This window comes from Prosthecobacter sp., from assembly GCF_044227185.1.
GTDB lineage: Bacteria > Verrucomicrobiota > Verrucomicrobiia > Verrucomicrobiales > Verrucomicrobiaceae > Prosthecobacter.
The window spans coordinates 261,260-287,066 of the sequence record NZ_JBGAFO010000004.1; the positions used below are offsets into that span (position 1 = coordinate 261,260).

A 25,807-nucleotide genomic window follows, 5' to 3' on the forward strand; every position below is an offset into this window, starting at 1 on the left:
GGATCAATGCTGGGCGAGGGTGTCTTTTCCCCGCACTTGCTGGAACTGCGGGCTGCGGATAATGAGGTCGATCAGAGAAACCATGCGGCGGTCGCTTTTGACCATGGACTCGATCAGGGGCTTGTCTGAAAGCTGCACGCTGCGTCCCAGGGCATAGCCGAGCAGCTTGCGGCAGAACTGACGCACGAAGTCATCGCCACGCTTGTCGATCAGGTAGGTACGCAGATCGGCGAGGCCATCGACGGCCGTGCCATCTGGCAAAACGGTCTTTGTATCCGCTTTGCGCGAACGGCCGATGGCATCAAAGCCCTCCAGGGCAAAGCCAAAGGGGTCGATGCGGCGATGGCAGCCGGAACAGTTTTCATCGCGGCTGTGGCGCTCGATGAGCTGGCGCTCGGTGAGATTTGCGGGTGCCTCCTCTGGCAGGACAGGCACGCCTTTGGGTGGGATGGGAAGCTTGTCTCCAAGGATGACCTCGCTGAGCCAGGTGCCACGCAGAATGGCGCTGGTGCGGGAGGCGCCGGCTTGCTTGGCAAGGGTGGCCGCAAACCCGAGGATGCCGCCGCGGCCTTTGGTGTGCAGTCCGTCAATGCGCTGCCAGGCATCCCCCTGCACCTCCAGCGCATAGTGCTTTGCGAGGCTGGCATTCACAAAGGTATGATCGGCGTCGAGCAGCGAGAACGCGCTGCGGTTGTTCTGAAAGAGGTCGATGAAGAAACGGGTCACCTCCTCCTGCATGTCTTCGCGCAGTGAGACGAAGGTGGGAAAGTGACGCTCGCTTTTCTCATCCAAAGTGCCGACATCGCGCACGTGCAGCCACTGGCAGCCGAACTCCGTAGCGAGGCGGCGTATTTTGGCGTCTTTCATCATGCGCTGCGCCTGAGCCGAGAGCACGGCGGGATCATTCAGCTTTCCAGAAGCTGCGAGCTGGCCCAGCTCGGCGTCCGGACAGGATGACCAGAGAAAATAGCTGAGACGCGTAGCAAGCTCATGCGTGCTGACCGGCGCGGCTTTGGAGCCGGGCATGGCTTTCTCCCCGCGATAGAGAAATGCAGGAGCAACAAGCACGCGCGCCAGCATCATGCGTGTGGCGACAGCGTGCGGCAGCTCCTGCCGGCGCATTTTTTGGTAGAGAGCCTGCAGCCCTTCACGCTCTCCATGGCTCAGGGGCCGACGCCAGGCTTTCTCTGCAAACTCAATCACAGCGGCCACCTGCGCTGGTTCTACCTCAACAAGCTGACGCTTGAAGGCGGCGGCCGCATCCATGATGGGCGCACGCATCGGCTCAAAGGCGCTGGGCTTGGCGTCCTGCGTGGCAAACTGGAAAAGCTGCTCAAAGACATCCACCTGCTTCAGCGGCCATTCACTGACGAAGCGCAGCTCATCCCAGAGGCGGTCGAGTTCGGCACCTTCGGCCTCGGTGAGCATGAGGCGTTTCAGATGGCCATCCTCACGGTGAAAGAGCGTGAGCGTGACGACTTCATCGATCGGCACAATCTGGGTGTAGCAGAGCGCGATGGGGAAAAGACTGCGAAACTCATCAAAGGCCGCCTGAAAGCGGCCGCGGGCGGCGCTTTTCTCGCTCACGATCACCGGTGCACTGTGATGGGTCTGCAGATTGTTGTCAGACCACAGGCCCTTCGACTGCGCGGTTTGCGCTTCGTCAACAGCGAGGCCTTTGAGCGATTCGGGCCTGACGTCATGCACCTGCATCTGCACACTGCCTTCGGTGTTCAGCAGCCGGGCCGTGACCACCAGCTCCGAATCTTCAAGCAATTCGGCGGGAACCTTGATCTCGACCACCGAGGGAGCTTTTACTTCGTAGTTAGCTGCGGCGGCGGTGCTGGAAGCACGCTCTTTCAGAACAGCCATGAGCAGAGGTCCCGTGGCTGACAGGAGCTGGCGGCGCAGCGCCTGCTCGGGTGATCCGGCAGGAAGTGTGGCAGGATCTTTTTCAAGAAGCGCCCGAACCTCCCCCGCGAGCATCTCACGCTCGGCCGCATCCTTGGTCTTGCGCCAGCGGGCTAGAGGTGATCCATCAGGAATGGCCGAGTCCACCTGCTGAGCCGCAGGCTGGGTGAGGAAATGCCACGCTCCATGGGGATTCCCCGCCAGGATGTTTGGAGACACATCCTTTGCCAGATCCCAGGTCGTCCGGCCATCCGTGAGAGTCAGATTCACCGTGGTGAGATCGCAGCTGTGGTTTCCATCCTTGGGGCCGATCACCAGCGCGACCACATCTCCTTTCATGACCTGAACCTTGTCAAAGACTCCTGTGGAAGCGCGCTCCGATCCTTTGCTGACTCCGGAGGCGAGCACGTCCCGCATGTGGCCCCGGCGCACCTCCAGAGCCCAGGTGATGCCATTGCCGCATTCTGCATGCGCGTCCGCCACATCTCCCTGGACATGCAGGGAACCGCTGACCGGGCTGCGCCATGCGATGACCGACGCACGTGAGGGGGAGGGATGCGTGGCGACGCTGTGTGCCTGCATCAAGCCCGGAATACGCGGAGTTTTGTCCGAAGAGTTTGCCAGCACGCTGAGCGCCTGCTCGCCCGACCATCCTTTGATGAAATCATAATTCGGAACACTCTGGATCTTCTTGGTGAGCAGCGGCTCGAGCTTCACCTGGCTGGCCGAACCGACGCCAAGGTAATCCAGCCAGCCGGAAAGCAGCGCTGCATCCACGCCATGTTTCTGCGCCAGCGCGGTCACATCGGTGCGCTCAGAGTTCATCTGCGCCTCATGCACCGCAGCCAGACAGGGCAGCACACTGGCGACCAGCTGCGCGCGCCGCTGCTGCAGACGCTCCATGAGCTTTGGCACATCGCGGAGCGGAAGATCGGCACGGCCAGGGGCCACAAGCCGCGCATTTTCCCACACGGCTGAATCGTTCTCGCTGCCATCCCCTGCATCTGTCGTGGTGAAATAGAGGGCACGATCTCCGCCATCCTTGGGAGCCGAGAGCTTCATGCGGATCTCATGCCGGGCCACCAAAGGAGCCACAGGCTCCTGCCAGGCTTTGGGGCCGTTTTCCTTGCCGATGTGCCCCACACTGGCAAAGCGCCACAAGGACTGCTGCCAGGCTGCTACATCTGCCGCAGTGAGCGTTCCTGCACGGAACCTGCCGCGCAGTGGATCCAGCAACATGGATGGCTGGGAACCGCTGAGAGCCTGCCTCAGCAATGCCAGGTATTTCGGGCTCAGCCCCTCGGCGCCCCCCTGCCCCTGCAATGCGGCAAGGTATTTGGCCAGCGGCAGACGGCCTTCGTCTTTGGCGACGATTTTGGCACCCGTCACATTGAGTTCAGTCTGTCCTGCAGATTCACTGTAGCGACGGTAGATCTCGCGGATTTTTGCCAGTGCTTCGTCCGTCCAATCACGCGGTGAGCTGGAGGATGAAAAGCGCATGCCCTGCGGTGTGAGCACTGCATGAGAGGAGACCTCCTTGGCCGCATCGAGATACTTGCTGAGCAAAGCGGGCGACATGACGAGGGCCGCGCCCGCATTGGTAAAACCTTCGCCGGCGGCGCCGTCCACGGGGAATTCACGGGCAGGATCGAGAGACTCGACGCCGGTGAGATCGCGCAGGGTGTAGGTGTACTCCATGTTGGAGAGACGGCGCAGCACCACGGGACCGGGGTCGCCAGCGTTTGCGAGCGCGACTTCATCGAGACGGGACTGGACCCATTTCGTCAGCAGCGTCTTTTGTTCCGCGGAAAGCTGAGTCTCTTTCTTCGGGGGCATTTCGCCCATGTGAAGCTGGTCCAGCACGCTCTCCCAGATCATGGGCTCGCGCTTGATGTCGGCGACGGAGGTGAAGCGCTCCAGATCGAGATCGCCCTTCTGCTTTTCGGTGGAGTGGCAGGAGTTGCAGCGCTCTTTCAGCAGAGGGAGGATCGAGGTTTGAAACTCATCGGCATGAAGTTTCAGGCATGCCACCAGGCAGCCGGTGAAAATGAAGAACCTCATGCCAGGATCTCCTTCACAACATTGCCGTAAACATCCGTGAGACGGAAATCGCGGCCGAGATGGCGCCACGTGAGTTTCTCATGATCGAGCCCGAGCTGATGCAGGATGGTGGCGTGAAGATCATGCAGGTGAACTTTCCCGGAGACGGGGCGGAAGCCGAAGTCATCGGTCTCGCCAAAGGTGAGGCCGGGCCGGATGCCACCGCCGGCCATCCAGGTGCAGAAGCTCTCCGGCTGGTGCTCACGGCCATGCTTCTCGATGGGGGACGTGCCGCTGAGATCCTGGCTCCAGGGGGTGCGGCCGAACTCGCCGGACCAGACGACGAGCGTGTCTTCCAGCAGGCCGCGTGATTTGAGATCCTTGATGAGTGCCGCGCAGGGCTGGTCGCTGGAGGCGCAGCTTTTAGGCAGCGCATTGCGGATGTCACCATGGTGGTCCCAGCCGCCCATGGTGACCTGTACAAAGCGCACGCCGGCTTCGCTCAGCTTGCGTGCCAGAAGGCAGGCGCGGGCGTTTTTGTCCGTGTCCTTGCCGCCAATGCCGTAGAGGTTTTTGGTGGCCTCCGATTCATTGGAGAGGTCCACGAGCTCGGGGGCCGTCATCTGCATGCGGAAGGCGGTCTCCATGCTTTCGATCATGCCTTCCATGCGTGCGTCGGTCCCCGCCTGATCGAGCAGGCGCTTGTTCATGCGCTGCGTGAAGTCGATGCGGGCACGCTGGGACTTCACATCGCCGGAGATGTCGGCGAGGTAGTCGATGGGAGACTGTTTGTCGCTGGCGGGCACGACCACCTTGGTGCCCTGATGCGCGGCGGGCAGGAAGGAGGAACCATAGAGGCGAGTGTCGCTGTCCGGATGGATGCTGATGAAGCTGGGCAGGTTTTGATTTTCCGCGCCGAGGCCGTAGCTGACCCAGGACCCCATGGAGGGGCGCACGTCTGCGGTGACACCGGTGTGAAACTGCAATGAGGCGGGCTGGTGCTGGTTGTTGTCCGCATGCACGGCGCGCAGCAGGCAGATTTCATCGGCAATGCTGGCGGTGTGCGGCAGCAGGTCGGAGATCATCATGCCGGACTGGCCACGGGGGCGTACCTCGCCGTGGGTGGCCAGGGCGAGAAATTTGTCCGTGCCGACGCGGAGTTCGTTGGTGTTGACTGGCGCGGAAATCTTCTGGCCATGCATGCGCCGGATGTAGTCCTTGGGATCAAACAAGTCCGGCTGCGAGGGCCCGCCAGACATGAAGAGGAAGATCACGCGCTTCGCCTTTGCCGGGAACCGCGGCGACTTGACGGCCAGAGGGCTTTGCGCGGCCTGCAGCAGATCATGCAGGGCCAGCGCGCCAAAGCCGGTGGCGCTGCGCTGAAGCCAGGTGCGGCGGGTGAGTGTGGGCGTGGTCATAGGCGAAGTAAAAACTCGTTGGAAGACAGCAGTGCGTGACTCAGCTCGATCCAGGCCTTGTCGGCCGGGAGGGTTTCAAGAAGACTCACCGCATCCTCGCGTTCGGCGCTGGTGATGGGACGGCTGAGGACTCGCAGCCAAAGGGCTTCGAGGCGGGCGCCGGTATTGGGCTCTGTGGCCGTGAGATGTTTCGCAAGCTCGGTGGCACGGGCGCGGACGGTATCGCTGTTGAGCAGGAACAGAGCCTGCGTGGGCACGGCGGTTTCAGCACGTCTGCCGGCGATCTGCGCGGGCTGCGTGAAATCAAAAACATCGCGTAACCTCGCCGAACCAGGCTGGGCGGCGGTGCGGATGACCGGGAGATAAATGGTGCGCTCGAAGTCATGCACCGGACGCATTTTCTTGAAGGCAAAGGCGGGCGGGTTCACCGCCTTGGGACTGAGGCTGGTGACGTTCTCAGGAAACTCCAGCGGCAGAGCGGGACCGCCCCTGGACGCCGTGAGAGTGCCGCTGATGGCGAGCATGGAATCGCGGATGGCTTCAGCGTCGAGGCGCTGGCGGTTCATGCGCCAGAGCAGGCGGTTGTCCGGATCCTTTGCAGCGGCGACGGCATTCTGAGCGCTGCTCATGCGATAGGCATGGCTGAGCACGAGTTCACGGATGAGCTGCTTTTGCGACCAGCCGTTTTGCACGAAACGCGTGGCGAGGTAATCGAGCAGCTCAGGGTGCGAGGGAGACTCACCGCGCGCGCCGAAGTAGTCGACACTGCGCACGAGCCCTTCGCCAAAGAGCTTCTGCCAGATGCGGTTCACGGTGACGCGGGCGGTGAGAGGATTGCGTGCATCTGCGATCCAGTCTGCGAGCTGCACCCGCCCGCTCTGACCCGCTGGAATCGGAGGAAGTTCCGCCCAGGATGCCACACGCAGGGCGCCACGCTTCACAGGATCCCCCAACGCGTATGGATTTCCGCGGATGGTGATGCGCATGTCGGCAGGCTGTTCGCGATCATGCACGGCGAAGGCCTTAGGAGCGACGGGAGCAAAGAACTTCGCGTGCTCGATCTGGCCGTTGAGTGTCTTGATGCGTGCCGCGATTTCATCACGCTTCTTTTCGAGATCGGGCTTCGCCTCCTTCGTTGCGCTGGCGAGCGACTGCTCCAGCGCGGATTTGTCCTTGCTGGTGCTGTCGCGCTCGTTTTCCCATTGATGGATTTTGGCCTCATTCGCGGAGAAGAGCTGCTCGCGTGCGGCTTTTTGCTCCGCAGTCTCCGGGAGTTCTGTTTTGTGAACGCTGCTCCAGACGCCGTTGTCGGTTTTATACGTGGCGTCGGTGCTGCGGAACATGCCGGCGATGGCGTAGTAGTCGGTCTGCGCGATGGGATCGAACTTGTGATCGTGGCAGCGTACGCAGCCGAGCGTCATGCCGAGAAAGGCGGTGCCGATTTTGCTGACCTGCTGATCCACGAGGTCATTTTCCATCTTGAGTTTGTCCACGGCGACGATTTCGACATCGCCCAGCACCAGGAAACCGGTGGCGGTGATGTTTGCAGCACGTTCCTGGGGTGATGAAGCGGGAAGCAAGTCACCGGCGACCTGCTCGCGAATAAAGCTGTCGAAAGGCTTGTCAGAATTGAAGGCGTTGATGACGTAGTCGCGATAGCGCCAGGCGTGCTCGGCGAAGACATTGTTCGAGGTGCCGATCTGGTCTGCGTAACCGACGAGGTCCAGCCAGTGGCGCGCCCAGCGTTCGCCGAAGGCGCTGGACTGCAGCAGGCGATCCACCGCAGCCGCACGGGATGCGGGCGAGGCATCAAAGAGCGCCAAGTCCTGCGGTGTAGGTGGGAGGCCGGTGAGATCGAGCGAGACACGGCGCAGCCAGGTGTGGGGGTCCGCATCTGGTGCTGGAGTGAGATTGCTCGCTTCGAGCCTGGACAGGATGAAGCGATCCACCGGCCCCAGCGGCCAGTCTGTGTGTTTCACAGCAGGAGCTTTTTCATCCTGCACTGGACGAAAGGCCCAGAATTTCTTGCCCTCTTCGATGTCGATCACGCGCGCAGATTTGGCGGTCGTTTGTTTCACGCGGGAATCGGGCGCCCCCATGGCGACCCACTTCTCCAAGATCTCGACTTCGGCGGCGGGCAGCTTCCCTTTTGGAGGCATTTCCATTTCAGGGGTGGTGTAGCGCACGGCCTGAATGAGATGGCTGCGGGCGAGGTCTCCGGGTACAAGGGCCGGGCCGTTGTCGCCGCCGGTTTGCCAGCCGGATTTCAAATCGAGCGCGAGGCCGCCTTTGATTTTATTCTCGTGCGAATGGCACTCATAGCAGCGGCTTTGCAGCAAAGGGAGCACCCTGGCCTCGAAGAAGGCCATGCCCTCCTCCGCACGCACGGATGAAAGCGCGAGCGTGACGATGCCGAGACACTGGAAGACGCGGTTCATGAGAAAAGCGGCAGCCATTCACGCCAGCCGAGGATGTGCTCACGCATGAGACGCTCGCAGGCGGCGGCACCTTGCGACTGGAAGCTTTCAATGATGGACTGGTGCGCCTCCACGGTCTCCTTGAGGGTCTCCCGGGTCTGAAGCTGATGGCTGCGGTGCAAACGTCCGAGCCAGAGCTCCAGCTCGCCGCGCAGGGAACGCCACAGCTTCAGCAGGCGCGCATTGCCCGAGGCTTCGAGAATGATCTGGTGAAACTCCAGGTCCAGCAGCGTCACCTCCTGCACGGAGCGCGCACGGCGGGTGGCGGCGAGGTTCTTTTCGAGCTTTGAAACGTCCTCTTTAAGAGCCGGGGCGGCAAGGCGGGAAGCGAGCGGCTCCAGGGTGAGACGCAGGACGAAGAGCTCTTCGAAGTCCTGCGGCGTCAGGTCTTTGACAAAGGCGCGGCCGGTGGGACTGAACTCGACGAGGCCCTCTCTCTCCAAGGCGAACAGGGCCTCCCGTACAGGCACGCGGCTGACGCCGAGCCGCTTTGCCACGGCGGATTCGGCGAGCAGGGCGCCCGGCGCAGAGGTGCCGTTGAGAATTTCCGTGCGCAACCGGGTGGCGGTTGAGTCGGAGCGGGAAGCGGTAGAAGTGACGAGATCCATTCGGTATACCGTTTCAATACGGGCCGGATGAATCCTTCTTTCTCAGGCAATGATTTTCTTGGCCACGCTGCCTTTCACATCGGTGAGGCGGAAGTCGCGGCCTGCGTAGCGGTAGGTGAGCCGTTCATGATCCAGACCGAGCAGGTGCAGGATGGTGGCGTGGAAGTCGTGGGTGTGCATTTTGTCCTCCACGGCCTCGTAGCCGAGATCATCCGTGCTGCCGTAGCGCATGCCGCCTTTGACGCCGCCGCCGGCCATCCAGGCGGTGAAGCCTTTGCTGTTATGGTCGCGACCATCCGCGCCCTGGCCGTGTGGAGTGCGGCCAAATTCACCGGACCAGACGACGAGGGTGTCCTTGAGCATGCCGCGTGAGGCCAGGTCCGCTAGCAGCGCGGCAATCGGCTGATCCACCGCCTCACACGTGGCGGGCAGGTCTTTGGAGATTTTGAAATGATGATCCCAGTCGCTGTGCGTGACCTCGACGAAACGCACGCCCGCCTCCACCATGCGGCGTGCGAGGAGGCACTTGCGGCCGAAGTCGTCGGTGGCATTGCCCTCGCCAATGCCGTAGGCGGTGAGGGTCTGCTTCGTCTCTTTCGAGAGGTCCATCACCTTGGGCATCTCGCTCTGCATCTTGAACGCGAGCTCGAAGGACTCGATGGCGCCTTCGACCTCGGGATTGACCTGGTCACGCAGAAGCTTTTCACGATTCAGCGCCTGCACGAGCTCGATCTCCTTACGCTGTGCGACGTTGCCGACGGGCGGCGCGATGTTGCGCATCTGCGCATTTGCCACCGGCCGGGCATCGACACCAACGCGTGTGCCCTGGTAAATCGCCGGCAGGAAGGCGCTGCCGTAGTTCTGCGCACCGCCGAACAAGGACGGCGGCGCGATGGTGACAAAGCCCGGGAGATTTTCATTTACCGAGCCAAGGCCATAAAGCGCCCAGGCTCCGAGAGAGGGGCGCACGAACTGAGCATTGCCCGTGTGCAGCTTTAAAAATGACTGAGCATGCGCTGGCAGCTCGGTGTGCATGGAATTGATGAGGCAGAGATCGTCCGCACGTTTGGAGAGATGCGGAAACAACTCGCTGATGGGAAGGCCGCTTTTCCCCTGCGGCGAAAACTTCCACTGGGAGCCCTGCAGCTTCGTGCCCGGTGCGCGGCCATCCTTGCCGGACACAGCGGTGAGCTTCGGCTTGTAATCAAAGGTGTCCACGTGCGAGGGCGCACCGCGCATGCAGAGGAAGATCACACGCTTTGCGGTGGCATTGAAATGCGGCTGCTTGACGGCCAGCGGGGCACCGGCCTCCGCCTGTGCCAGTGCCTGGAATGCGAGCCAGCCGAAGCCGACACCGCTGGTTTGGAGAAATTCACGTCGTGTGTTCATGGCGTCAGTCAATGGAGCGAAATTCAGCACTGCCGAGCAGCGCACGGCAGAAACTCGTGAGCACATCACTCTCGAGCCTCGGGTAATCAGCGAAGAAGTGCTGCGCCGCCCTGGTCTCGCCAGCCGTGGGCACGCGTGCAAAGGCGAGCTTGAAGGCGGCGGTGATGCGCATGTTCTCAGGCAAGGCGCGGAGTTTTTCGGCCAGGCGACCGGCCTGCTTCGCCACAAAGTCGTTGTTCAAAAGATACAGCGCCTGCGATGGCACCGTCGTGACATCGCGGCTGCCATTCACAGAGCTGGGCTCGGCAAAGTCAAACACGGTGAGGGCGTCTGGTACGGCATTGCGCGGCACCGGCAGATAGACGCTGCGCATGTCACCGCCGGCGGTGAGAAAGGACTCGTCCGTCAGCGGTGCGCGCAGGCTCTTGATGGGAAAGCCGCCGATCGCCCCGTCACCACAGCGGGCGACGGCAGAGCCCACGGGCGCCTCGGTGTTCAAACCGCCGCTGACGGCCAGCATCGCGTCCCGGATGCATTCGGCCTCCAGACGGCGCGGATTCATGCGCCATACGAGGGTGTTTTCAGGATCCGCCTCGAAATTCTTTGCATCATGCGTAGCGGCGAGCTGATACGCATGGCTCATGACGATCTCCTTGATCAGTGACTTCACCGACCAAGAGCCGCTCTTCAGCCGCAGCGCCAGATGATCCAGCAACGCCGGATCGGACGGCGGCTGGCCCATGGTGCCAAAATTATCGACGGTGGAGACGATGCCCCGGCCAAACAGCCAGTACCACACACGGTTGGCAAACACCCGCGCGGTGAGCGGATTGGTCTCAGCCACGAGCCAGTCGGCCATTTCACGGCGGCCGCTTTCCCGCGATGGCATCGCAGGCGCCCTGGTGGTGATCACATCCACAAAACCACGCGGCACTTTGGCGCCGGCTTTGTCCACATCGCCGCGGGCAAAGAGAGGACTGTCATTGATCGAGCTGAACTGCGCAGGACGGCCCGCGATCACTTGAAAGATCTCCTCCACGGACTTCGGCTTCGCGGGTGGTCCGCCGGAAGGAGTGGCGGGATAGTCGCGCACGCCCATGGCGAGCAGCTTCTGACGGCCATCGCTGTCGTAGGAGGCCAGCTCCGTTTTGCACTCACCGATCTTCGCATTGATGCCCACAAACATCACCAGCTTCTGCGGGTCGTTGTTCACGTTGAAACCTTTGCCGCCGAAGAGGCCTTTGGCGGCGGTGGTATAAAACTGCAGCGTGCCGTAGCGCTCGGTCTTGGTGAGGTCCTTTTCGATCTCCGCACGCCGCTCCGGGCTGAGCACCAGCGGCATGCGTGGCAGCCCGCAGTCCGTGGGCAGTTCGATCAGCGGGGTGGACTTGAGGTTTTGGAAATTGGGCGAGGTGCCGTACAAGGTCTCCGTGCTCAGAAAGATGCCCGCGAGCGCGTAGTAGTCGCGCTGCGCGATGGGATCAAACTTGTGATCATGGCAGCGCGCACAGGCCACGGTGAGGCCGAGCACCGCCTGCGACATGGTGTCAATCTGCTCATCGGTGGTGTCGAGCGCATACTGCTTCGGGTTGCGCTCATTGAGACTGCGCGCGCCGATGGCGAGGAAGCCCGTGGCGATCTGCTTCATCGCACGGTCCCGGCTGTCCTTGGCCTGCATCAGGTCTCCGGCCATCTGCTCACGGATGAATTCATTGAAGGGCTTGTCCTGGTTGAAGGACTCGATGACATAGTCGCGGTAGCGCCATGCATGAGGCAGCAGGCAGTTCACATCCTTGCCGGTGGACTCCGCATAGCGTGCCACATCCAGCCAGTGACGCCCCCAGCGCTCGCCAAAGCGGGGCGACTGCAGCAGGGCATCCACCACTTTTTCAAAGCTCCGTACGTCATGGTTCGCCAGAAAAAAATCCACCTGCTCCATGGTGGGAGGAAGGCCCGTCAGATCAAAGCAGACGCGACGCAGCAGCGCCTCCGGCTGCGCATCTCCCACGGGCTTGAGACCCTTTGCCTCCAAGCCTGCGAGCACGAAGCGGTCGATGTCGCTTCTCGCCCAGGCATCGTCCTTCACGGCAGGCACGGCGGATGCCTTCACCGGCTGATACGCCCAGTGATTCTTCGCCTTCTCGGTGTCCCATTCGGATTTCACCACGCTGGCGGCGCCATCGCGCGGATCCGGCGCACCCATGCGCACCCACTGCTCGAAATCAGCGATGACCGAGTCCGGCAGTTTTCCGCCGCTCTTTTCCGGCGGCATCTGCATGTCCTTGTTGGTGTAATGCAGAGACTCGATGACGAGGCTCTTCGCGAGATTTCCAGGTACGACGCCGGGCCCGCTGTCGCCGCCGCGGCGGATGCCTTCGCGGGTGTCGAGCACGAAGCCGCCTTTGATTTTTTCGGAGTTCTCCGCGTGGCACTTGTAGCATTTCTCCGCGAGCACGGGGCGGATCTTCTTTTCGAAAAACGCGATCTGCTCCGCGCTGGATGGTGCTTCCGTGATCGCGGGCTTCTCCGGTGAGGGTTTTGCCCCGCCGCTGATAGCGACGATGTTCATGTACTCGTCATGCGAGAGCTTGCGGTCGCGGTTGGCATCGAGCGTGTGAAACAGGTAATCCACTACCTGGGGTTTGCCCTTCAGCTTGGGCGAGTATTCGCTGAGCGTGTTGAATTCGGCGGCGCTCAGGGCCGCGTCATGGTCATGGTCGAAGGTGGTGAATCCTTGTTCGAGCTTTTGCTGCATTCCGGCATCCTGTGCAAATGCCGAGGCGAGGAGTGCTGAGAGCAGGAGGAAGAGGCGGGCTTTCATGGCTTCATGAATTTCTCAAATTTTACCCGGCGCTCGTCGCCGAGCTTTTTGAACTCCTCGATCTGGTCGGGTGTTAGCAGTTCGGCAAGATCGGTGGACTGTCGGATCGATGCTTGAGCGATCGCCATTAGCGTGTCGCTTTTGATCTTCGCCAGATCCTGCCTGAGCTGGTCATAGATCGGTTTCGATTTCTCCACCTGATCCGGCGTGAGCTTGAGGCGCTTGGCCTCCTCCTTCATGCGCTGCTGGACAAAGTGGTCTTCGCTGATGAGCTTCTTCGCAAAAGGCAGCGCGAGCCCGATGCCAAAAAGAGCGCCGAGGACGAACAGTCCAAAGAGCGACAAGATGATATAGCGTTTTTTCATGGAAAGAGCGGGGTTTGGATGAAGACCTGCACCAGATCCTGCGCGTCTGCGCTCATGGTGCTGGCCGACCACCAGAGACAGACGGCAGTGGCCACGGTGGCCACCGGGAGTGCGGCGAGCGAGAACCGCGACCACAGTGCGGAGGCGTCCGAAGCCGGGGCTGCGGCGGCGATCACCCGTGTGGCAAATCCGAAGGGCATCTCCGTGAGCGGCGGATCAGCCGCGTTTCGCGCACGGGCGGCGAGCTGTTCGAGACGTTGGTCAGTATCGTTCATGGGTGGGAGGCTTCGAGTTGTTCAAAGGCCGCGCGCAGTTTGCGGCGGGCGCGGAAGGCGCGCACTTTTACCAGCGTGCGGCTCCAGCCGGTGAGGGTGGCGATTTCGTCGGTCGATTTGTCTTCCAGGTGCAGGAGGCTGAGCACCATGCGGTCGTCCGCGCTCAGCGTGTCCAGCAAGCGCAGCATGAGGGAGCGGGATTCGTCGTTCAGCGCCTCCGACTTCGGCTCCGCCGCAGTGAGGGTGGCCTCCATGGCCTCCTGCTCCCCCTCGCTGAGATCGCTCCAGCGGAGCTCGGGGCGCACACGGCGTGCGCGATAGTGGTCGCGGCATTGATTGATGGCGATGCGCGCCAGCCAGGGCTCCAGCGGCTTGGACGCGTCCCATTGCGCGGCCTTGGCAAAGCAGCGCGTAAAGGTCTGCTGCGCCAGATCCTCCACGCAGCCAGCATCCGCCACGTGACGGCGGATCAAAGCGGCCACGAAGGGATAGAACGACTCCACGAGCGCCCGCGCCGAGCCCTCGTCGCTGCATCGCAGCCACGCTGCCATGCAGGCGCGGGATTCGCTGTCGGTCAAAATCATGGAAGCTGGGAATCACGATGACACATCCTTTCCCGGCTTCTACGGGCAGGATGCGGGGCGGTTACAGCTTCCGAAAAAAATCTTTGCAGGACGTCACTTCGCGTTTTTCGCGATGAAATCGACAATCGGCGTCGAGTCCTCCAGCCCGTGGGGATGATGCCCCACACCGGGCTTGCGGATCAGGGTGATGCTGCCGCCCAGCGCCTTGTAACGCGTTTCGATCAAGCCGGTGTTTTCGTCCCAGGGCACCACATCGTCAGCATCGCCAAAGACGTGGAGGAGAGGCACTTTGTTTTTTGCCAGCGGTTCCAGACTGTCCACGGGGTTGCCCTTGTAGGCGAGGGCTTCGGCTTCGTCCTTGAAGCCCCAGAGCTTGGGCACGAGCGCCCAGTTTTTCGAATCGCCTTTGCCTTTGCCCTTGCCGCCGGGCCAGCTCTTGAAGTCGCAGACGGGAGCGTCGGCGTAGATGCAGGAAACTTTGTCGGGATTGGCGATGGCCCAGTTGTAGCAGTACAAGCCGCCGCGGCTGAGGCCGACGAGGGAGGGTTTCTTGCTCAGACCATAGTTTGTGGTGAGCTCGGCGTAGCACTGGTTCCACAGCTTCACGGCATCCGGGCAGCCGAGCATGTCGTTGATCTTCATGTAAACGATGTGGAAGCCTTTGCCGAGCAGGGCGATGTCTGGTGCGGGCTTGTGGCCGAAGAACTCGCCATGCCAGACCCACGGGCGGCCAGGGGCGGCGGTTTTCGGCGCGACGATGGTCACGGATTTGCCGGCGATGGTAAGCTCGTGCTTGGGATAGCCATTCCATTCGCCGGTCTGATTCGGGAATACGATTTCCTTGCTGGTGGCGAACTTGCGCGCCTGGGCATCGAGCTCGGCAGCCTTGGATTTGGCTTCTTCAATGGGCAAACCGGGAGGATTGCCCGGACGCTTGTGCCCCACGTAGCTGAGCCATGCGGGGCGCAGGATGGCGTGCTTCTTTTTAACGAGCGCGAGAATGGCGGCACCATTGGGGTGATCGGGAGTGCCATCCGGCTTCACCTTGAGGCCCCAGGCATCGAGCACGGCATGGGCCATGACGAGATGCCCCTCCGGGCCGGGATGCACGCCGTCTTTGGAGAAGGTGAACTCGGGATCGGTCTTCCGCTTTTCAGCGATGGCGGCGTTCATGGGGCCGTGGATGTCCAGCACTTCCCAGCCCTGCTTGCGCATGTCGAGCAGCCAGTCGCTGTAAAAGTCGAGCACTTCATTATAGCCCTGGTAAAACTGGCCCGGCTTCACCTGATCGCCGGGCACCACACGCGCCTTGATCGGCACCGGATCAAACACCGGCGGGGTGAGATGCACCATGCGCGCGCCGGTGGCGGTGACTTTTTCATGCAGCTTCTTCATGCCGTCCTGAAAGGCCTTCGTGCGCACCGCGCCGAGTGGCAGATAAATGCCGTCATTCATGCCGTAGCAGGCAAAGACCAGCTCCGGCTTCGCTTTTTCCAAAACGCGGTCGAGACGTTCGTGAAGGTCCGGACGTGGGAATTTGCCGCCAGCATGCCCCTCTTCACTCAGGCCGCTCACCGTTTCACTGCTGAGTCCCAGTGGAATGATCTCCTTCTTCACCTCCGGATGCTGGGCGATCAGTGCGGCTTCAATGAACTCAACGTAGGCCCCTCCCTGCGTGATGCTGTCGCCGAGAAAGACGATGCGCTGTTCTTTGGGAAGTTCCGCAGCCAGTGCGGTGATGGTGAAAAGAAGGGAGAGGATGATATGACGCATGAGAATGAGATTAGACGCCGACAAGTTCGCGCAGCGGCACGCCGCCGTCTGTGACAGTGCGCGGGCGCTGCACTGCGTCCATGAATTCGTGATTGGGATGAATGCCCAGCAGGTGGAAAATCGTCGCGGCAAGGTCCGGCGGGCGCACAGGCCGGTCTGCCGGAGAACCACCGATCTTGTCACTCGCTCCGATAATCTGACCACCCGCGATGCCTGCTCCGGCCATGGCGACGGAGAAAACATTGCCCCAGTGGTCACGACCACCATTTTTGTTGATGACAGGCGAACGACCAAACTCGCCCATGACGACCACGAGTGTTTCATCCAGCAAACCACGCGAATGCAGATCTTCAATGAGCGTGGAGTACGCCAGGTCAAACTGCGGACATAAAACCTCGCGCACGCGCGGCCCGTTGCGCTGGTGCGTGTCCCACAGCGGGCTGCCTGCAGTCTCATCACCAGGCTCACGCGGCCAGTTCACCTGCACCAGCCGCACCCCGGCCTCCACCAGGCGCCGCGCCAGCAGCACGCTTTGGCCAAATCGATGCCTGCCGTAGCGATCCCGCATCGCTGCCGGTTCGCGCTCGATTTCCAGCGCTGCGCGGCTGGTCTCGGAGTGAATCAAATCAAAGGCGCGCTGCTGCATCGCATCAGCCTCCTCCATGAGAGGATTCGTCAGCGAGCGGCGGAATTGCAGGTCCAGTTGCCGGAGCAGGCTGCCCCGCTCGGAAAAACGCAGATCCGTCATGCCTTCGGTCAGACTCATGCCTTCGATGCGCAGACGCTCGGCACTGGGATTGCACTTGATGAGCTGCGGATGCCACGGCGCTCCCATGAAGCCGCCGTTCTGGCCAGGCCACACGATGTTGCCGTTGTTTTCTAGACGTTCCGGCAGCACCACCGATGACAGGGGCGACAGCCCGCTGGGTCTCAAGGCGCCAACAGCGGACGCAATGCTCGGCCAGTCATTCGCGCTCGCCGGCACATTTTCAGCTTTCGACTGCGGCGCATACCCCGTGAGCATGAAGCTGCCGCTGGTCGAATGCGAATTGATCCCCGTGGTCATGGACCGGATCACCGCGAGGTGCTGCATCACCTTTGCCGTGCGCGGCAGCGTCTCGGATACATGAATTCCCGGCACCGAGCTGCGGATGGATTTAAAATCACCGCGGATCTCCAGCGGAGCGTCCGGCTTCGGATCAAACGTCTCATGCTGCGGGGGCCCGCCGCTGAGAAACAAGATGATGCAGCTCTTCGCCCGGCCAAATGATGCCTCCTTGCTGGCTGTCCTCGCGTGCAGCAAGGGTGGCAGCGACAGCCCCAGACAGCCCAGTCCGCCAACGCGGAGCCATTCGCGGCGCTTGAAGCCAGGGGTTGTAGGAATGGGCTGCATGGGCTCCATCAACTACGCCCAGCCCGTGAGGCTCTATCACACACGGTGGAGCTTGTAGGGATAGACTTGGTCCGCATTCCACTGGCATCCGTACAAATCACCCGCGTCGTCCACGCAGACATCATGCACATTCCGGAAGACAGGCTGGTCCTGCAGCAGGAGGGTGAGCTGATCGCCTTCATATTTCGGCTGCTGGCCGCCCGGAGCTGAAATGACGCGGTTGTTCTTGTCCAGAATGATGATGAATCCGCGCTCGCGCCACATGCGGTAGTCATTGGGCTTCATGCCAAAGCACACGCCGGAAAGGAGCATATCTCCAGCGATGACGGGCCGGCTCATGCAGGCACCTGGGAGATACACAGAGTGCGAATAGGTCCCATCCAGTTGATACCAGTGGAACTCATTGCGGATGCGCTCCGTGCAAAGCACCAGGGGCGCACCTCCGCGTGAGTCGATCGTGACCCCATGCGCCTGCATGAACTTGCCCGCATTCATCGCCTGCGTGCTGTTGCCGCCAAATTTGCGGATGAATTTGCCCGCGGCATCAAACTGCAGGATGAACTGGGAGCCGTAGCCGTCCGCCACATAAATGTCGCCAGTGGGCCCCGCCACGGCTTCGGTGGGTGCGTATTTGGTGACGGCATCATACGCGCCGCATTCTTTCGCGTGGGGAAGCTCCAGCAGCACTTCGCCGGTCAGAGTTGTTTTGACCACGCGGCCGCCGGCAGGATCGCAGAGCAGGAGGTATTCTTTGCCATCGCGTGTGTCCAGGCTCAGACCGTGGCCGCCGCGCAGCTTCAGTGTCCAGGCATCCAGCACTTTTCCCTCCTTGTCGAAAATGAGGATGTTGTTCTTCGCCTCATCCGTGATCATGATCAGCCGCTTCTGCGCATCCATGACCATCTCATGGCAGTTTTTCACGGGATGAGCCTCACGCTTTGCCTTGCACCATTCCAGATCCACCCGGTAGCGATGTTCGCCATGACCAATGACTGTCCCATTGAGCGAGGTCTTGCTCTGCGCTCGCACAAAGGGTGCGGCAATGGCGGTGGCGGCGGTCGTGGTGATGAAATGGCGGCGGTTCATGCCTTCTGAAACACCGCGGCGGCCGCCCAACTATCGGGAATCCTGCGTCCGCGTCCAAAACGTGGGCAGGCGCAGCTTCCAGCGCATGGCCGCGAGCCGCAGCACCAGAATGACCGCCATGCCGATGTAGCGGTCGCTTTCCGAAGCCGGAAACCACTGCCGCAGCAGCACAAACACCAGCGCTCCCACGGACACCGCCGTGGCGTACAAGTCCACCTCCGCCTGAAACACCCAGGGCACCTCGCTGCGCAGCACATCGCGCATGATGCCGCCGGCCACTCCGGTGACCACGCCGAGCAGCACCGCCACCACCCCCGGCGTGCCAAAGGCCAGCGCCTTTTCCGTTCCCGCAATGCCAAACAGCGCCAGTCCAAACGCATCCGCAATCGCGAGCGCCTTTCCCGGCATGTGCGTGAAGCGCACCAGCACAAACGTCACCACCGCCGCGCCGAGGGCCGTCCACACATGCAGCGGCTGCTGGATCCAAAACACCGGCTGCGCTCCGAGGCACAAATCACGGATGGTGCCGCCGCCCACCGCTGTCACCAGGGCAAGAACCATCACGCCAAAGAGGTCCATCCGCTTCCCTTCAGCAGCCAGCACGCCGGAGATGGCACACACGGCGACGGCAAAATATTCGATCCAGGACGGCATTATTTGGCGGGTGGTTCAGACGGTGGTGCCGCAGGCGGCTCAGGGTTCCATTCCGGCTTCGGCGTGATGCCCAGATGTGCGTAGATCATCGGCACAAGCGCGGTTTGCGGTGTGGCCTCATTGAGCAGCTTCTCTTTCGTCAGGCCCTTTCCGTGGGCTGCCAGCCAGATGTTGCGCTCCTCGTCGCTGTCTCCGCCATGGCTGTTGCCGCGGCCGCCGTGATCCGTCGTGATGAGCACCAGCCAGTCCTCTTCCGCAAACTTGGGGCGGGCGCGCATCGCACGCAGGAGTTCACCGATGTGCGAATCCACATGGCTGATGGCATTGAGATACAGCGTGCTGTCCGGTGAAAAATTGGCCCGCGAATCGACCGCCCCGTGCCCATACTCATCCACCTGGCCGAAGTACACAAACATGGCGTCCGGGTTCCTCTCCCGCAGGGTTTTGAGGGCCGCCTCGCGCACCTCGATGTCGGTTTCAGGATTGTCCACAAAATGGCGGCTGGCATCCGGTGTGCGGGTGAATTTCACATCCAGAAACTCAGCGCCGTTGATGCGCGAGCCATCCGCGATGTAGTCATGAATCGGCGGCCAGTCGGCGAATGATGCGCAGAAGGCCTGCGGCTGCACCTCCTTGAGGTGGCGCATGAAGTGCGAGTAGCTTTGAAAGCGGCCGCCGATAAAGCGGTTGTTCTGCACCCCATGCCTGTCCGCCCACACGCCGGTGAGCAGGCTGCTCCAGCCCGGCCCGCTGACGGTGGGCTGGTGAGTGGGCTTGTCCATCTCGCCGCCCGCATAAAATTTTCGGGTGAAGAGCCCCTGCTCGGATTCGCACAGCATCTTCAACTGTGGGGCCATGCCTCGCTCCATGGCCGCGGCCAGTGCGTCCGCGCGGCAGCCGTCCACGCCGATGAACAGCACACGTCTGCCGCCAAAAGCGCCGTCTTTCCCAGGCCCCTGCGCATGCAGCAGACGGGGAGTGACCAGACAAAGCAGGAGAAGGGCTGCGGAGGATTTGATGAGGGAGGTCATGACTTAATGCTTCGTGTATTGCTCGATGCCGTTGAGCAGCATCTGCACGGCCACCATGACCAGCAGCATGCCCATCAGCCGCTCGACGGCCATGGAGCCCTTTTCTTTGAGCACGCGGGCGATGGCCGGCGCGCACAGCAGCACCGCCGCCGTGACGCACCAGGCGATGAGCAGCGCGGCGAGCCAGCGCCAGAGCTGCTCCGGATGCGCGCTGACCAGCACCAGCAGCGTGGCCAGCACGGACGGCCCGGCGATCATAGGCGTGGCCAGCGGCACGATGAAGGGCTCGATGACCGCCTCCTCGGCATCGCGGCGCGAGGGTGGAAAGATCATCTTCAGCGCGATCAAAAAGAGCACGATGCCGCCGCTGATGAAGAGAGCCTCCTGCTTCAGATGCAGCAGACCCAGCAGCCATGGGCCGATGAACAAAAACACGACCAGAATCACCAGCGCGATGACGAGCTCGCGGGCGATCACACGCAGCCGCCGCTCCGGTGGCACAGGGCGCAGACCGGATACAAAGGTGGCCACGTTCCCCAGCGGGTCCATGATGGTGATCAGCAGCAGGGTGGCGGAAAGGGTGTCCATGGTCGGAATCAGGATCAGGGCTGCAGCGATTTCATAAACAAGGCCCAGAGCTCGTCCACCGTCTTCCCGGTGAGACTGCTCCACAACTCTTCTTGATACGTGCCTCCGCGGAGCGCGGCGTTCAGTTTCACCACCACGCCCGCGGTATGATGCAGCTCGATCCATTCCAAAAACATTGCCGCGGTTTTGTAGGCATCCTTGTAGCTGGCCTTCGCCAGATCAAGCTTTGGCCTCGGCGCCTGCGGCTCAAAATGGACGATGCGGATGTAGTCCGCGATGCCTTCGACCAGCCAGCCCGGCCCTCCAAGCGGATAGTCCTGGACCACATGGGTGAGTTCATGCACCACCATGCCCCAGTCATTGAGGTGCGTTCGCACAAAGGCGGCGGAGATCGTGATCCTCCCCCCGGCCGCATGCGCCACCCCCTTCATTTTTGGGTCAAAATAAAGCGTGACCTCCTTTGGGGCGGTAAAACCCTCGCTCGGCAGCAAGGCGGCAATTTTGGGAAACCATTCCACGCACAAGGTCCCCGCCTTGCTGCCCCACTCCTTCAAATCGGGCGCGTCGTTCGTGTCCACCAGCGCGGTGGCGCCCTCGGTGGCGATCTTGACCACCGTGCGAGGTTCCGCATGCAATCCAAGGGCAAGGCTCAGCAGCAGGAATGGAATGAGTTTCATCGTTCGGAGGCTTTGATGAGTTTTGGCTGCGGACGCTTCTTCCACGCGGCGACGTCCTGCTTGAGCACTTCGACCGCCTTGTCGAGCTGTCGGTCCTTTTTGTCGCCCGGTTGCGGCCAGACGACGTGATCGGGCCGCGCACCATTGAGCTCCATGTCCTGGCCGGATTCAAGAACGTACCAGCCGCGAAACGGCAGGCGCAGAGTGCCCACGTCCATGATTGCCGCCGAGCCCGTGCTGATCACGCCCCCAGCAGTCTGCACACCGACGAGCTGGCCGCGCTTCAGCGTTTTGATGGCATGGCTGAAGACCTCCGCGTTGCTGTAGCTGTTCTGGTTGCACAGCACGACCACCGGCTTCTGCCAGGTGGCGTAGATCATGCGGTCCTGCGGGTAGCCGGGCGTGCTGCTGCCGCGCGGCATGGCAATGGCATGGCGCGGCTGCTGCAGTGCGGTGAGCAGATGATCCGTCGTGGAGCCGCCGCCATTTTCGCGCACATCAATGATCAGGCCGTCCCGGCCTGCGCCCGCATCATACAGCTCCTCCTGAAACTTCTGGAAGCTGGCGTCGTCCATGGCGCTGATATGAAGGTAGCCCAGCGTGTTGTTTGAGGCCTGCTCCACGGCACGGCGGCTTTCATGAATCCATGCATCATACAGCAGCTTTCGTGCGGTGATGAAGCTGATCGGGCGCAGCGTCACCTCGCGCTGCTTGTCTCCATTTTTCACGGTTAGCACGATGTCGCGGTCCATGGGTCCGTTCAGCACACGGCTCACATCCGTGTCAGGCATCACCTGCTGTCCGTCCACCTTCAAAACGATCTCCCCGGCTTCCACCCGGCTGCTCTTGTGGCTCGCGGGTGACTTGGCGATGACATCCCGCACCTTCCAGCCTGGGCCGGCAAACGTGGCATCAAAGCGCAGGCCCAGATGCGCAGTTTCATCCCGCCAGGCCGCAGGCGGCGTGCTGCCGGAATTCCAGGTAAAGCCGAGATGCGAGCCGTTCAGCTCGCCAAGCATGAGCCACACGCATTCACCCGCGCCGTTCATGTCAGGCGCCTCCCCCGCCATGTCGCGATACTTGGCGCGCACGGCATCCCAGTCTCGATTCCCATGGCGTTCGTCATAAAAGGAATCACGCATCGTCTGCCAGCATTGGTCAAAGACGGCCCGCTGCTTTTCAGCCCGTGAGTAGCTTTGCTGCGCCCGGAAGGCGAAGGTCTTTGGCTCGCCGCCTTTGCCGGAAAGGCTCGCGGGCTTGCCATCCAGCAGACCCACGATCTGGTCATCCGTCCTCAGCCACTCCATGTTGGTCAGCGCTGCAGGGCTGAGTGTTTTGGGAATCAAGCCCTCTGGAAACTCCACGCTCCGCGTCGATTTCCTCTCTTCAAACTGCGACTGAAAGACCAGCCTTTTTGAATCCGGCGACCACACCAGCGAGTGCTCCACCGTGTTGGTGATTTTAATGCGGTGAATGCGGTCATGAATGTCGGCAAAGTCGATCTTCAGCGGCTCCGGCTTTCTCTCCAACGGCTTCGGCGGTTCAGGCTTCTTTTCCTGAGGCGAGTTTGCGCCCGGCTTTTTTTCCTCGGGCTTCGCCACCACGGCCTTGTCGTCGGCAGGCTTCTTCACGGGCTCCGGCAACTTGTCGTTGGTTCTAGGCTCCTCCTTCTTGGGCTCCGGCTTTGCCACTCTCTTGTACTTCTCGCGCACCCTGGCCAGCGTGCGCTCGCGCCTGGTCTTTTCGTCATCTTCCGCCAGCAGGTTCACATAAAAGATGTCCGACTCGTCCAGCTCCCGGTTGCCGGTCCACGCGATCATCCTTCCATCCGGCGACCACACGGGCCGCGTGTCATTGTCAGGATGCCGTGACAGATTGAACGGCGGCCGCGAGCCATCGGCTGGCACGAGCCAGATGTCCGAGTTGAACCACTCGTCCGCGCGCGAATAGACAATCCAGGTCCCGTCCGGCGAAAACTCGTAATTCGGCGCATTCCACGATTCGATGATTCGTTTCGCATTCTTCCCATCCGCATCGGCGATCCAGAGGTCGCCACGTTCACGCACCCATGCGAGCTTCCTGCCATCGCGCGTGAATTTCGGGTGCCGCTCCGCCTGCGCATCATCCGTGAGCTTTTTCAATGTGAACCCACTGCTTTCCCACCAGGCTTTTTGTACATTTGCCGGCGTGGCCTGCCACAGGTCCGTCTGCCCCTGGGCTTCGCTGATGAAAACAAGCCTTCTCCCATCCGGCGCAAAGAGCACATCGCGCTCCTCCTCGGCCGTTTGCGTAACGCGGCGCGGCTCCTTGAGCTCGGTGTCCATCACCCACACATCCCCGCCGGCGATGAAGGCCATCTGCATGCCGTCGCGCGTCACGCTGATGTCCGTGGCCTTTTCGAGCACGACACGCGTGATGTCCGAGGGCGCATCCTGCGCGGCTTCGATCTCGATCTTCATCGGGTCCTGCTCGCCAGGGTGCCAGCGGTACAAATCAAAACGCACCCGGAAGACCAGCGTCCCGCCATCCCTGGAAATGCAGGGAAAGACGACCAGATCATCTTTGAAATGAGTGATCTGGGCCGCCTTTCCACTGCCGAAATTATGCTGCCACAGGTTGCCGTTCTTCACGAAGTAAAAGCCTTTGCCGTCCGGCTGCCACAGCGGCCAGCGATTCTCGTTTTCATCGCTGATGATCTGCTCGAAGCTGCCATCCGTGCGATTGAAAAGCCAGATCTGCCCTCCTCGGGATCCCTTGTACCCCTGGCGCCACCACGCCTCGGAGCCCTCGCGCATGAAGAGCACCTTCTGCCCGTCCCGCGAGATCACACCGTCAAAGCCATAGTCATCAAACAGCACTTGCTCCGCCTTCCGCTCACGGGCGTCGATGATCGCCAGGCGCGCGGCACGTGACTCGCGCATCCATGAAAAATCACGTCCCAGACCCACCAGCAGCCCCTGGCCGTCCGGCGTCCACTCACGCAGATCGCAGCCGTCCGTGTGAAAGGTGAGCTGCTTTGGCTCACCACCGCCGACGGGCATGGTATAAAGCAGCTTGCTGCCCTCGCGCTCGCTGTTGAAGGCAATCTGCTTGCCGTCCGGCGAAAATGCCGCTCCGGAATCGAGCGCCGGGTGAGTCGTCAGCCGCGTCGCACGGCCGCCGCTGCTGGGTGCCGTCCAAATGTCCCCCTGCCATTGAAACGCGAGCGTTTTGCCATCCGGTGAAAGCGCCGGCTCATGCACGAGGCGCACGGCCGCGGCATACGCACTGAGATGAGAGCAGACAAGCAGCGGCAGGAGGAGTCGTGGCATCATGGTGTGGCTCTAAACGGTCTCAGCATTCGGTAACGTTCACGGCAAGGCCGCCGCGGGAGGTTTCCTTGTACTTGGTGCTCATGTCTGCCCCGGTCTGCCTCATGGTCTTGATCACCTTGTCGAGCGAGACCCGGTGCGTGCCGTCGCCCCGCAGCGCGAGACGGGCGGCGTTGATCGCCTTCACCGCGCCCATGGCATTGCGCTCGATGCAGGGCACCTGCACCAGCCCGCCGATGGGGTCGCAGGTGAGCCCGAGATTGTGCTCCATGCCGATCTCGGCGGCATTTTCCACCTGCGAGACTGTGCCGCCGAGCACCTCTGCCAGCGCCCCAGCAGCCATCGAGCAGGCCACGCCCACTTCTCCCTGACAGCCGACCTCGGCCCCCGAAATGGACGCGTTCAGCTTGTAGATCATGCCAATCGCGCCCGCTGTGAGCAGAAAGCGCACGATGCGGTCGTCATCCGCGCCGCCATGCACCCGCACAAAGTAATGCAGCACCGCCGGAAGGATGCCCGCGGCGCCATTCGTCGGCGCGGTGACAACCCGCCCTCCGGCAGCGTTTTCTTCATTCACCGCCATCGCCCACAGGCTTACCCAGTCCAGAACCGTGAGCGGATCACGCAGCCCCGCCTCGGGGCTGGCACTCAGTTCGCGGAATATCTTCGGCGCACGCCTTTCCACCTTCAAAGCTCCCGGCAGAATGCCCTCCCGATGGCAGCCACGCTCCACACAGGCTTGCATGGCCTGCCACACCCGCAGCAGGGCGCCGCGCGTGTCCGCCTCAGGCCGCCATGCGGATTCATTGCGCAGCGTCAGCTCGCTCACACTCAGGCCTGTTTCCCGCCCCAGCCGCAGCAGGTCATCGCCCGTGCGGAAGGGGTATGGCAAAGCACGCGGTCCGCTCAGCTCGTCCCTTTTCGCCGTCTCTTCGTTCACCACGAATCCGCCGCCGATGGAGTAATACACCCGGCTCAGCAGTTCAGCGCCATCGGCCCCACGCGCGATGAAGCGCATGCCGTTCGGATGCTCAGGCAGGGACTCGAGACGATGAAAAACGAGGTCGTCCTTCTCATGAAAGGGCACCTCATGCGTTCCACCCAGCTTCAGCCGCTGCTGCGTGTGGATCGCCTCGATTTTCGCAGGCACGGCATCCACGTCCACTGCTTCCGGTGTCTCGCCTTCGAGGCCGAGGAGCACTGCCTTGTCGGTGCCATGGCCTCTGCCGGTGAGCGCCAGCGAGCCATACAGGTGCGCTTCCACACGCGTCGTCTGCGCCAGCAGTCCCGCCTCCCTCAAATGCGCCACAAAGCGGTTCCCCGCACGCATCGGCCCGACCGTGTGCGAGCTGCTCGGCCCGATGCCGATGGTGTAAAGATCGAGAACGGAGAGGCTCATGCGCAGC

At 61.9% G+C, this 25,807-nt stretch carries 18 protein-coding genes; all 18 read right to left on the minus strand.

What is annotated here, in order from left to right; translation table 11 throughout:
• Window positions 1–3: 3 nt before the first annotated feature.
• The 18 genes from ACILSQ_RS11680 to ACILSQ_RS11765 all read right to left on the minus strand — a co-directional run bounded on the left by ACILSQ_RS11680 (window position 4) and on the right by ACILSQ_RS11765 (window position 25,800).
• Entirely contained in the window at window positions 4–3,972 is a 3,969-nt protein-coding gene (locus ACILSQ_RS11680) for a DUF1592 domain-containing protein (protein ID WP_395743806.1), read from the minus strand.
• Window positions 3,969–5,369: a DUF1501 domain-containing protein gene (locus tag ACILSQ_RS11685; protein ID WP_395743807.1), complete on the minus strand. Its 1,401-nt coding sequence runs from the start codon at window positions 5,367–5,369 to the stop codon at window positions 3,969–3,971. Before ACILSQ_RS11685 ends, ACILSQ_RS11680 begins: the two co-directional genes overlap by 4 nt.
• The gene (locus ACILSQ_RS11690) at window positions 5,366–7,825 is read right to left on the minus strand and encodes a DUF1553 domain-containing protein (protein WP_395743808.1); all 2,460 of its coding nucleotides are present in this window, start codon (window positions 7,823–7,825) and stop codon (window positions 5,366–5,368) included. Before ACILSQ_RS11690 ends, ACILSQ_RS11685 begins: the two co-directional genes overlap by 4 nt.
• A complete protein-coding gene (locus tag ACILSQ_RS11695; RefSeq protein WP_395743809.1) occupies window positions 7,804–8,454 on the minus strand; it encodes a GntR family transcriptional regulator in 651 nt (216 codons plus the stop codon). The genes ACILSQ_RS11690 and ACILSQ_RS11695 overlap by 22 nt, the downstream gene beginning before the upstream one ends.
• A 42-nt stretch (window positions 8,455–8,496) precedes the next feature.
• Window positions 8,497–9,843 (minus strand): DUF1501 domain-containing protein, encoded by a 1,347-nt coding sequence (locus tag ACILSQ_RS11700; RefSeq protein WP_395743810.1) that lies wholly within the window; start codon window positions 9,841–9,843, stop codon window positions 8,497–8,499.
• A 4-nt stretch (window positions 9,844–9,847) separates the two neighbouring features.
• On the minus strand, window positions 9,848–12,664 hold the full coding sequence (locus ACILSQ_RS11705) for a DUF1549 domain-containing protein (RefSeq protein ID WP_395743811.1): 2,817 nt from the start codon (window positions 12,662–12,664) through the stop codon (window positions 9,848–9,850).
• Window positions 12,661–13,029, minus strand: a complete 369-nt coding sequence (locus ACILSQ_RS11710) for a hypothetical protein (RefSeq protein ID WP_395743812.1) — start codon at window positions 13,027–13,029, stop codon at window positions 12,661–12,663. Before ACILSQ_RS11710 ends, ACILSQ_RS11705 begins: the two co-directional genes overlap by 4 nt.
• Window positions 13,026–13,304: a hypothetical protein gene (locus ACILSQ_RS11715; RefSeq protein WP_395743813.1), complete on the minus strand. Its 279-nt coding sequence runs from the start codon at window positions 13,302–13,304 to the stop codon at window positions 13,026–13,028. Before ACILSQ_RS11715 ends, ACILSQ_RS11710 begins: the two co-directional genes overlap by 4 nt.
• A complete protein-coding gene (locus ACILSQ_RS11720; RefSeq protein ID WP_395743814.1) occupies window positions 13,301–13,888 on the minus strand; it encodes an RNA polymerase sigma factor in 588 nt (195 codons plus the stop codon). The genes ACILSQ_RS11715 and ACILSQ_RS11720 overlap by 4 nt, the downstream gene beginning before the upstream one ends.
• Before the next feature lie 93 nt (window positions 13,889–13,981).
• Complete coding sequence (locus tag ACILSQ_RS11725; RefSeq protein ID WP_395743815.1) at window positions 13,982–15,661, minus strand: GDSL-type esterase/lipase family protein; 1,680 nt, start codon at window positions 15,659–15,661, stop codon at window positions 13,982–13,984.
• A 10-nt stretch (window positions 15,662–15,671) separates the two neighbouring features.
• Window positions 15,672–17,054, minus strand: coding sequence for a DUF1501 domain-containing protein (locus tag ACILSQ_RS11730; RefSeq protein WP_395743816.1), 1,383 nt, complete (start codon window positions 17,052–17,054; stop codon window positions 15,672–15,674).
• 36 nt (window positions 17,055–17,090) lie between these two features.
• The gene (locus tag ACILSQ_RS11735) at window positions 17,091–18,140 is read right to left on the minus strand and encodes a 6-bladed beta-propeller (RefSeq protein WP_395743817.1); all 1,050 of its coding nucleotides are present in this window, start codon (window positions 18,138–18,140) and stop codon (window positions 17,091–17,093) included.
• A 30-nt stretch (window positions 18,141–18,170) separates the two neighbouring features.
• Window positions 18,171–18,794 (minus strand): trimeric intracellular cation channel family protein, encoded by a 624-nt coding sequence (locus ACILSQ_RS11740; RefSeq protein ID WP_395743818.1) that lies wholly within the window; start codon window positions 18,792–18,794, stop codon window positions 18,171–18,173.
• A complete protein-coding gene (locus tag ACILSQ_RS11745) occupies window positions 18,794–19,825 on the minus strand; it encodes an alkaline phosphatase family protein (RefSeq protein WP_395743819.1) in 1,032 nt (343 codons plus the stop codon). The genes ACILSQ_RS11740 and ACILSQ_RS11745 overlap by 1 nt, the downstream gene beginning before the upstream one ends.
• Window positions 19,826–19,828: 3 nt before the next feature.
• A complete protein-coding gene (locus ACILSQ_RS11750) occupies window positions 19,829–20,413 on the minus strand; it encodes a MarC family protein (RefSeq protein ID WP_395743820.1) in 585 nt (194 codons plus the stop codon).
• 14 nt (window positions 20,414–20,427) lie between these two features.
• Window positions 20,428–21,090 (minus strand): basic secretory protein-like protein, encoded by a 663-nt coding sequence (locus ACILSQ_RS11755; RefSeq protein WP_395743821.1) that lies wholly within the window; start codon window positions 21,088–21,090, stop codon window positions 20,428–20,430.
• Window positions 21,087–24,404: a S41 family peptidase gene (locus ACILSQ_RS11760; protein ID WP_395743822.1), complete on the minus strand. Its 3,318-nt coding sequence runs from the start codon at window positions 24,402–24,404 to the stop codon at window positions 21,087–21,089. Before ACILSQ_RS11760 ends, ACILSQ_RS11755 begins: the two co-directional genes overlap by 4 nt.
• 19 nt (window positions 24,405–24,423) lie before the next feature.
• On the minus strand, window positions 24,424–25,800 hold the full coding sequence (locus tag ACILSQ_RS11765) for an L-serine ammonia-lyase (protein ID WP_395743823.1): 1,377 nt from the start codon (window positions 25,798–25,800) through the stop codon (window positions 24,424–24,426).
• Window positions 25,801–25,807 lie beyond the last annotated feature (7 nt).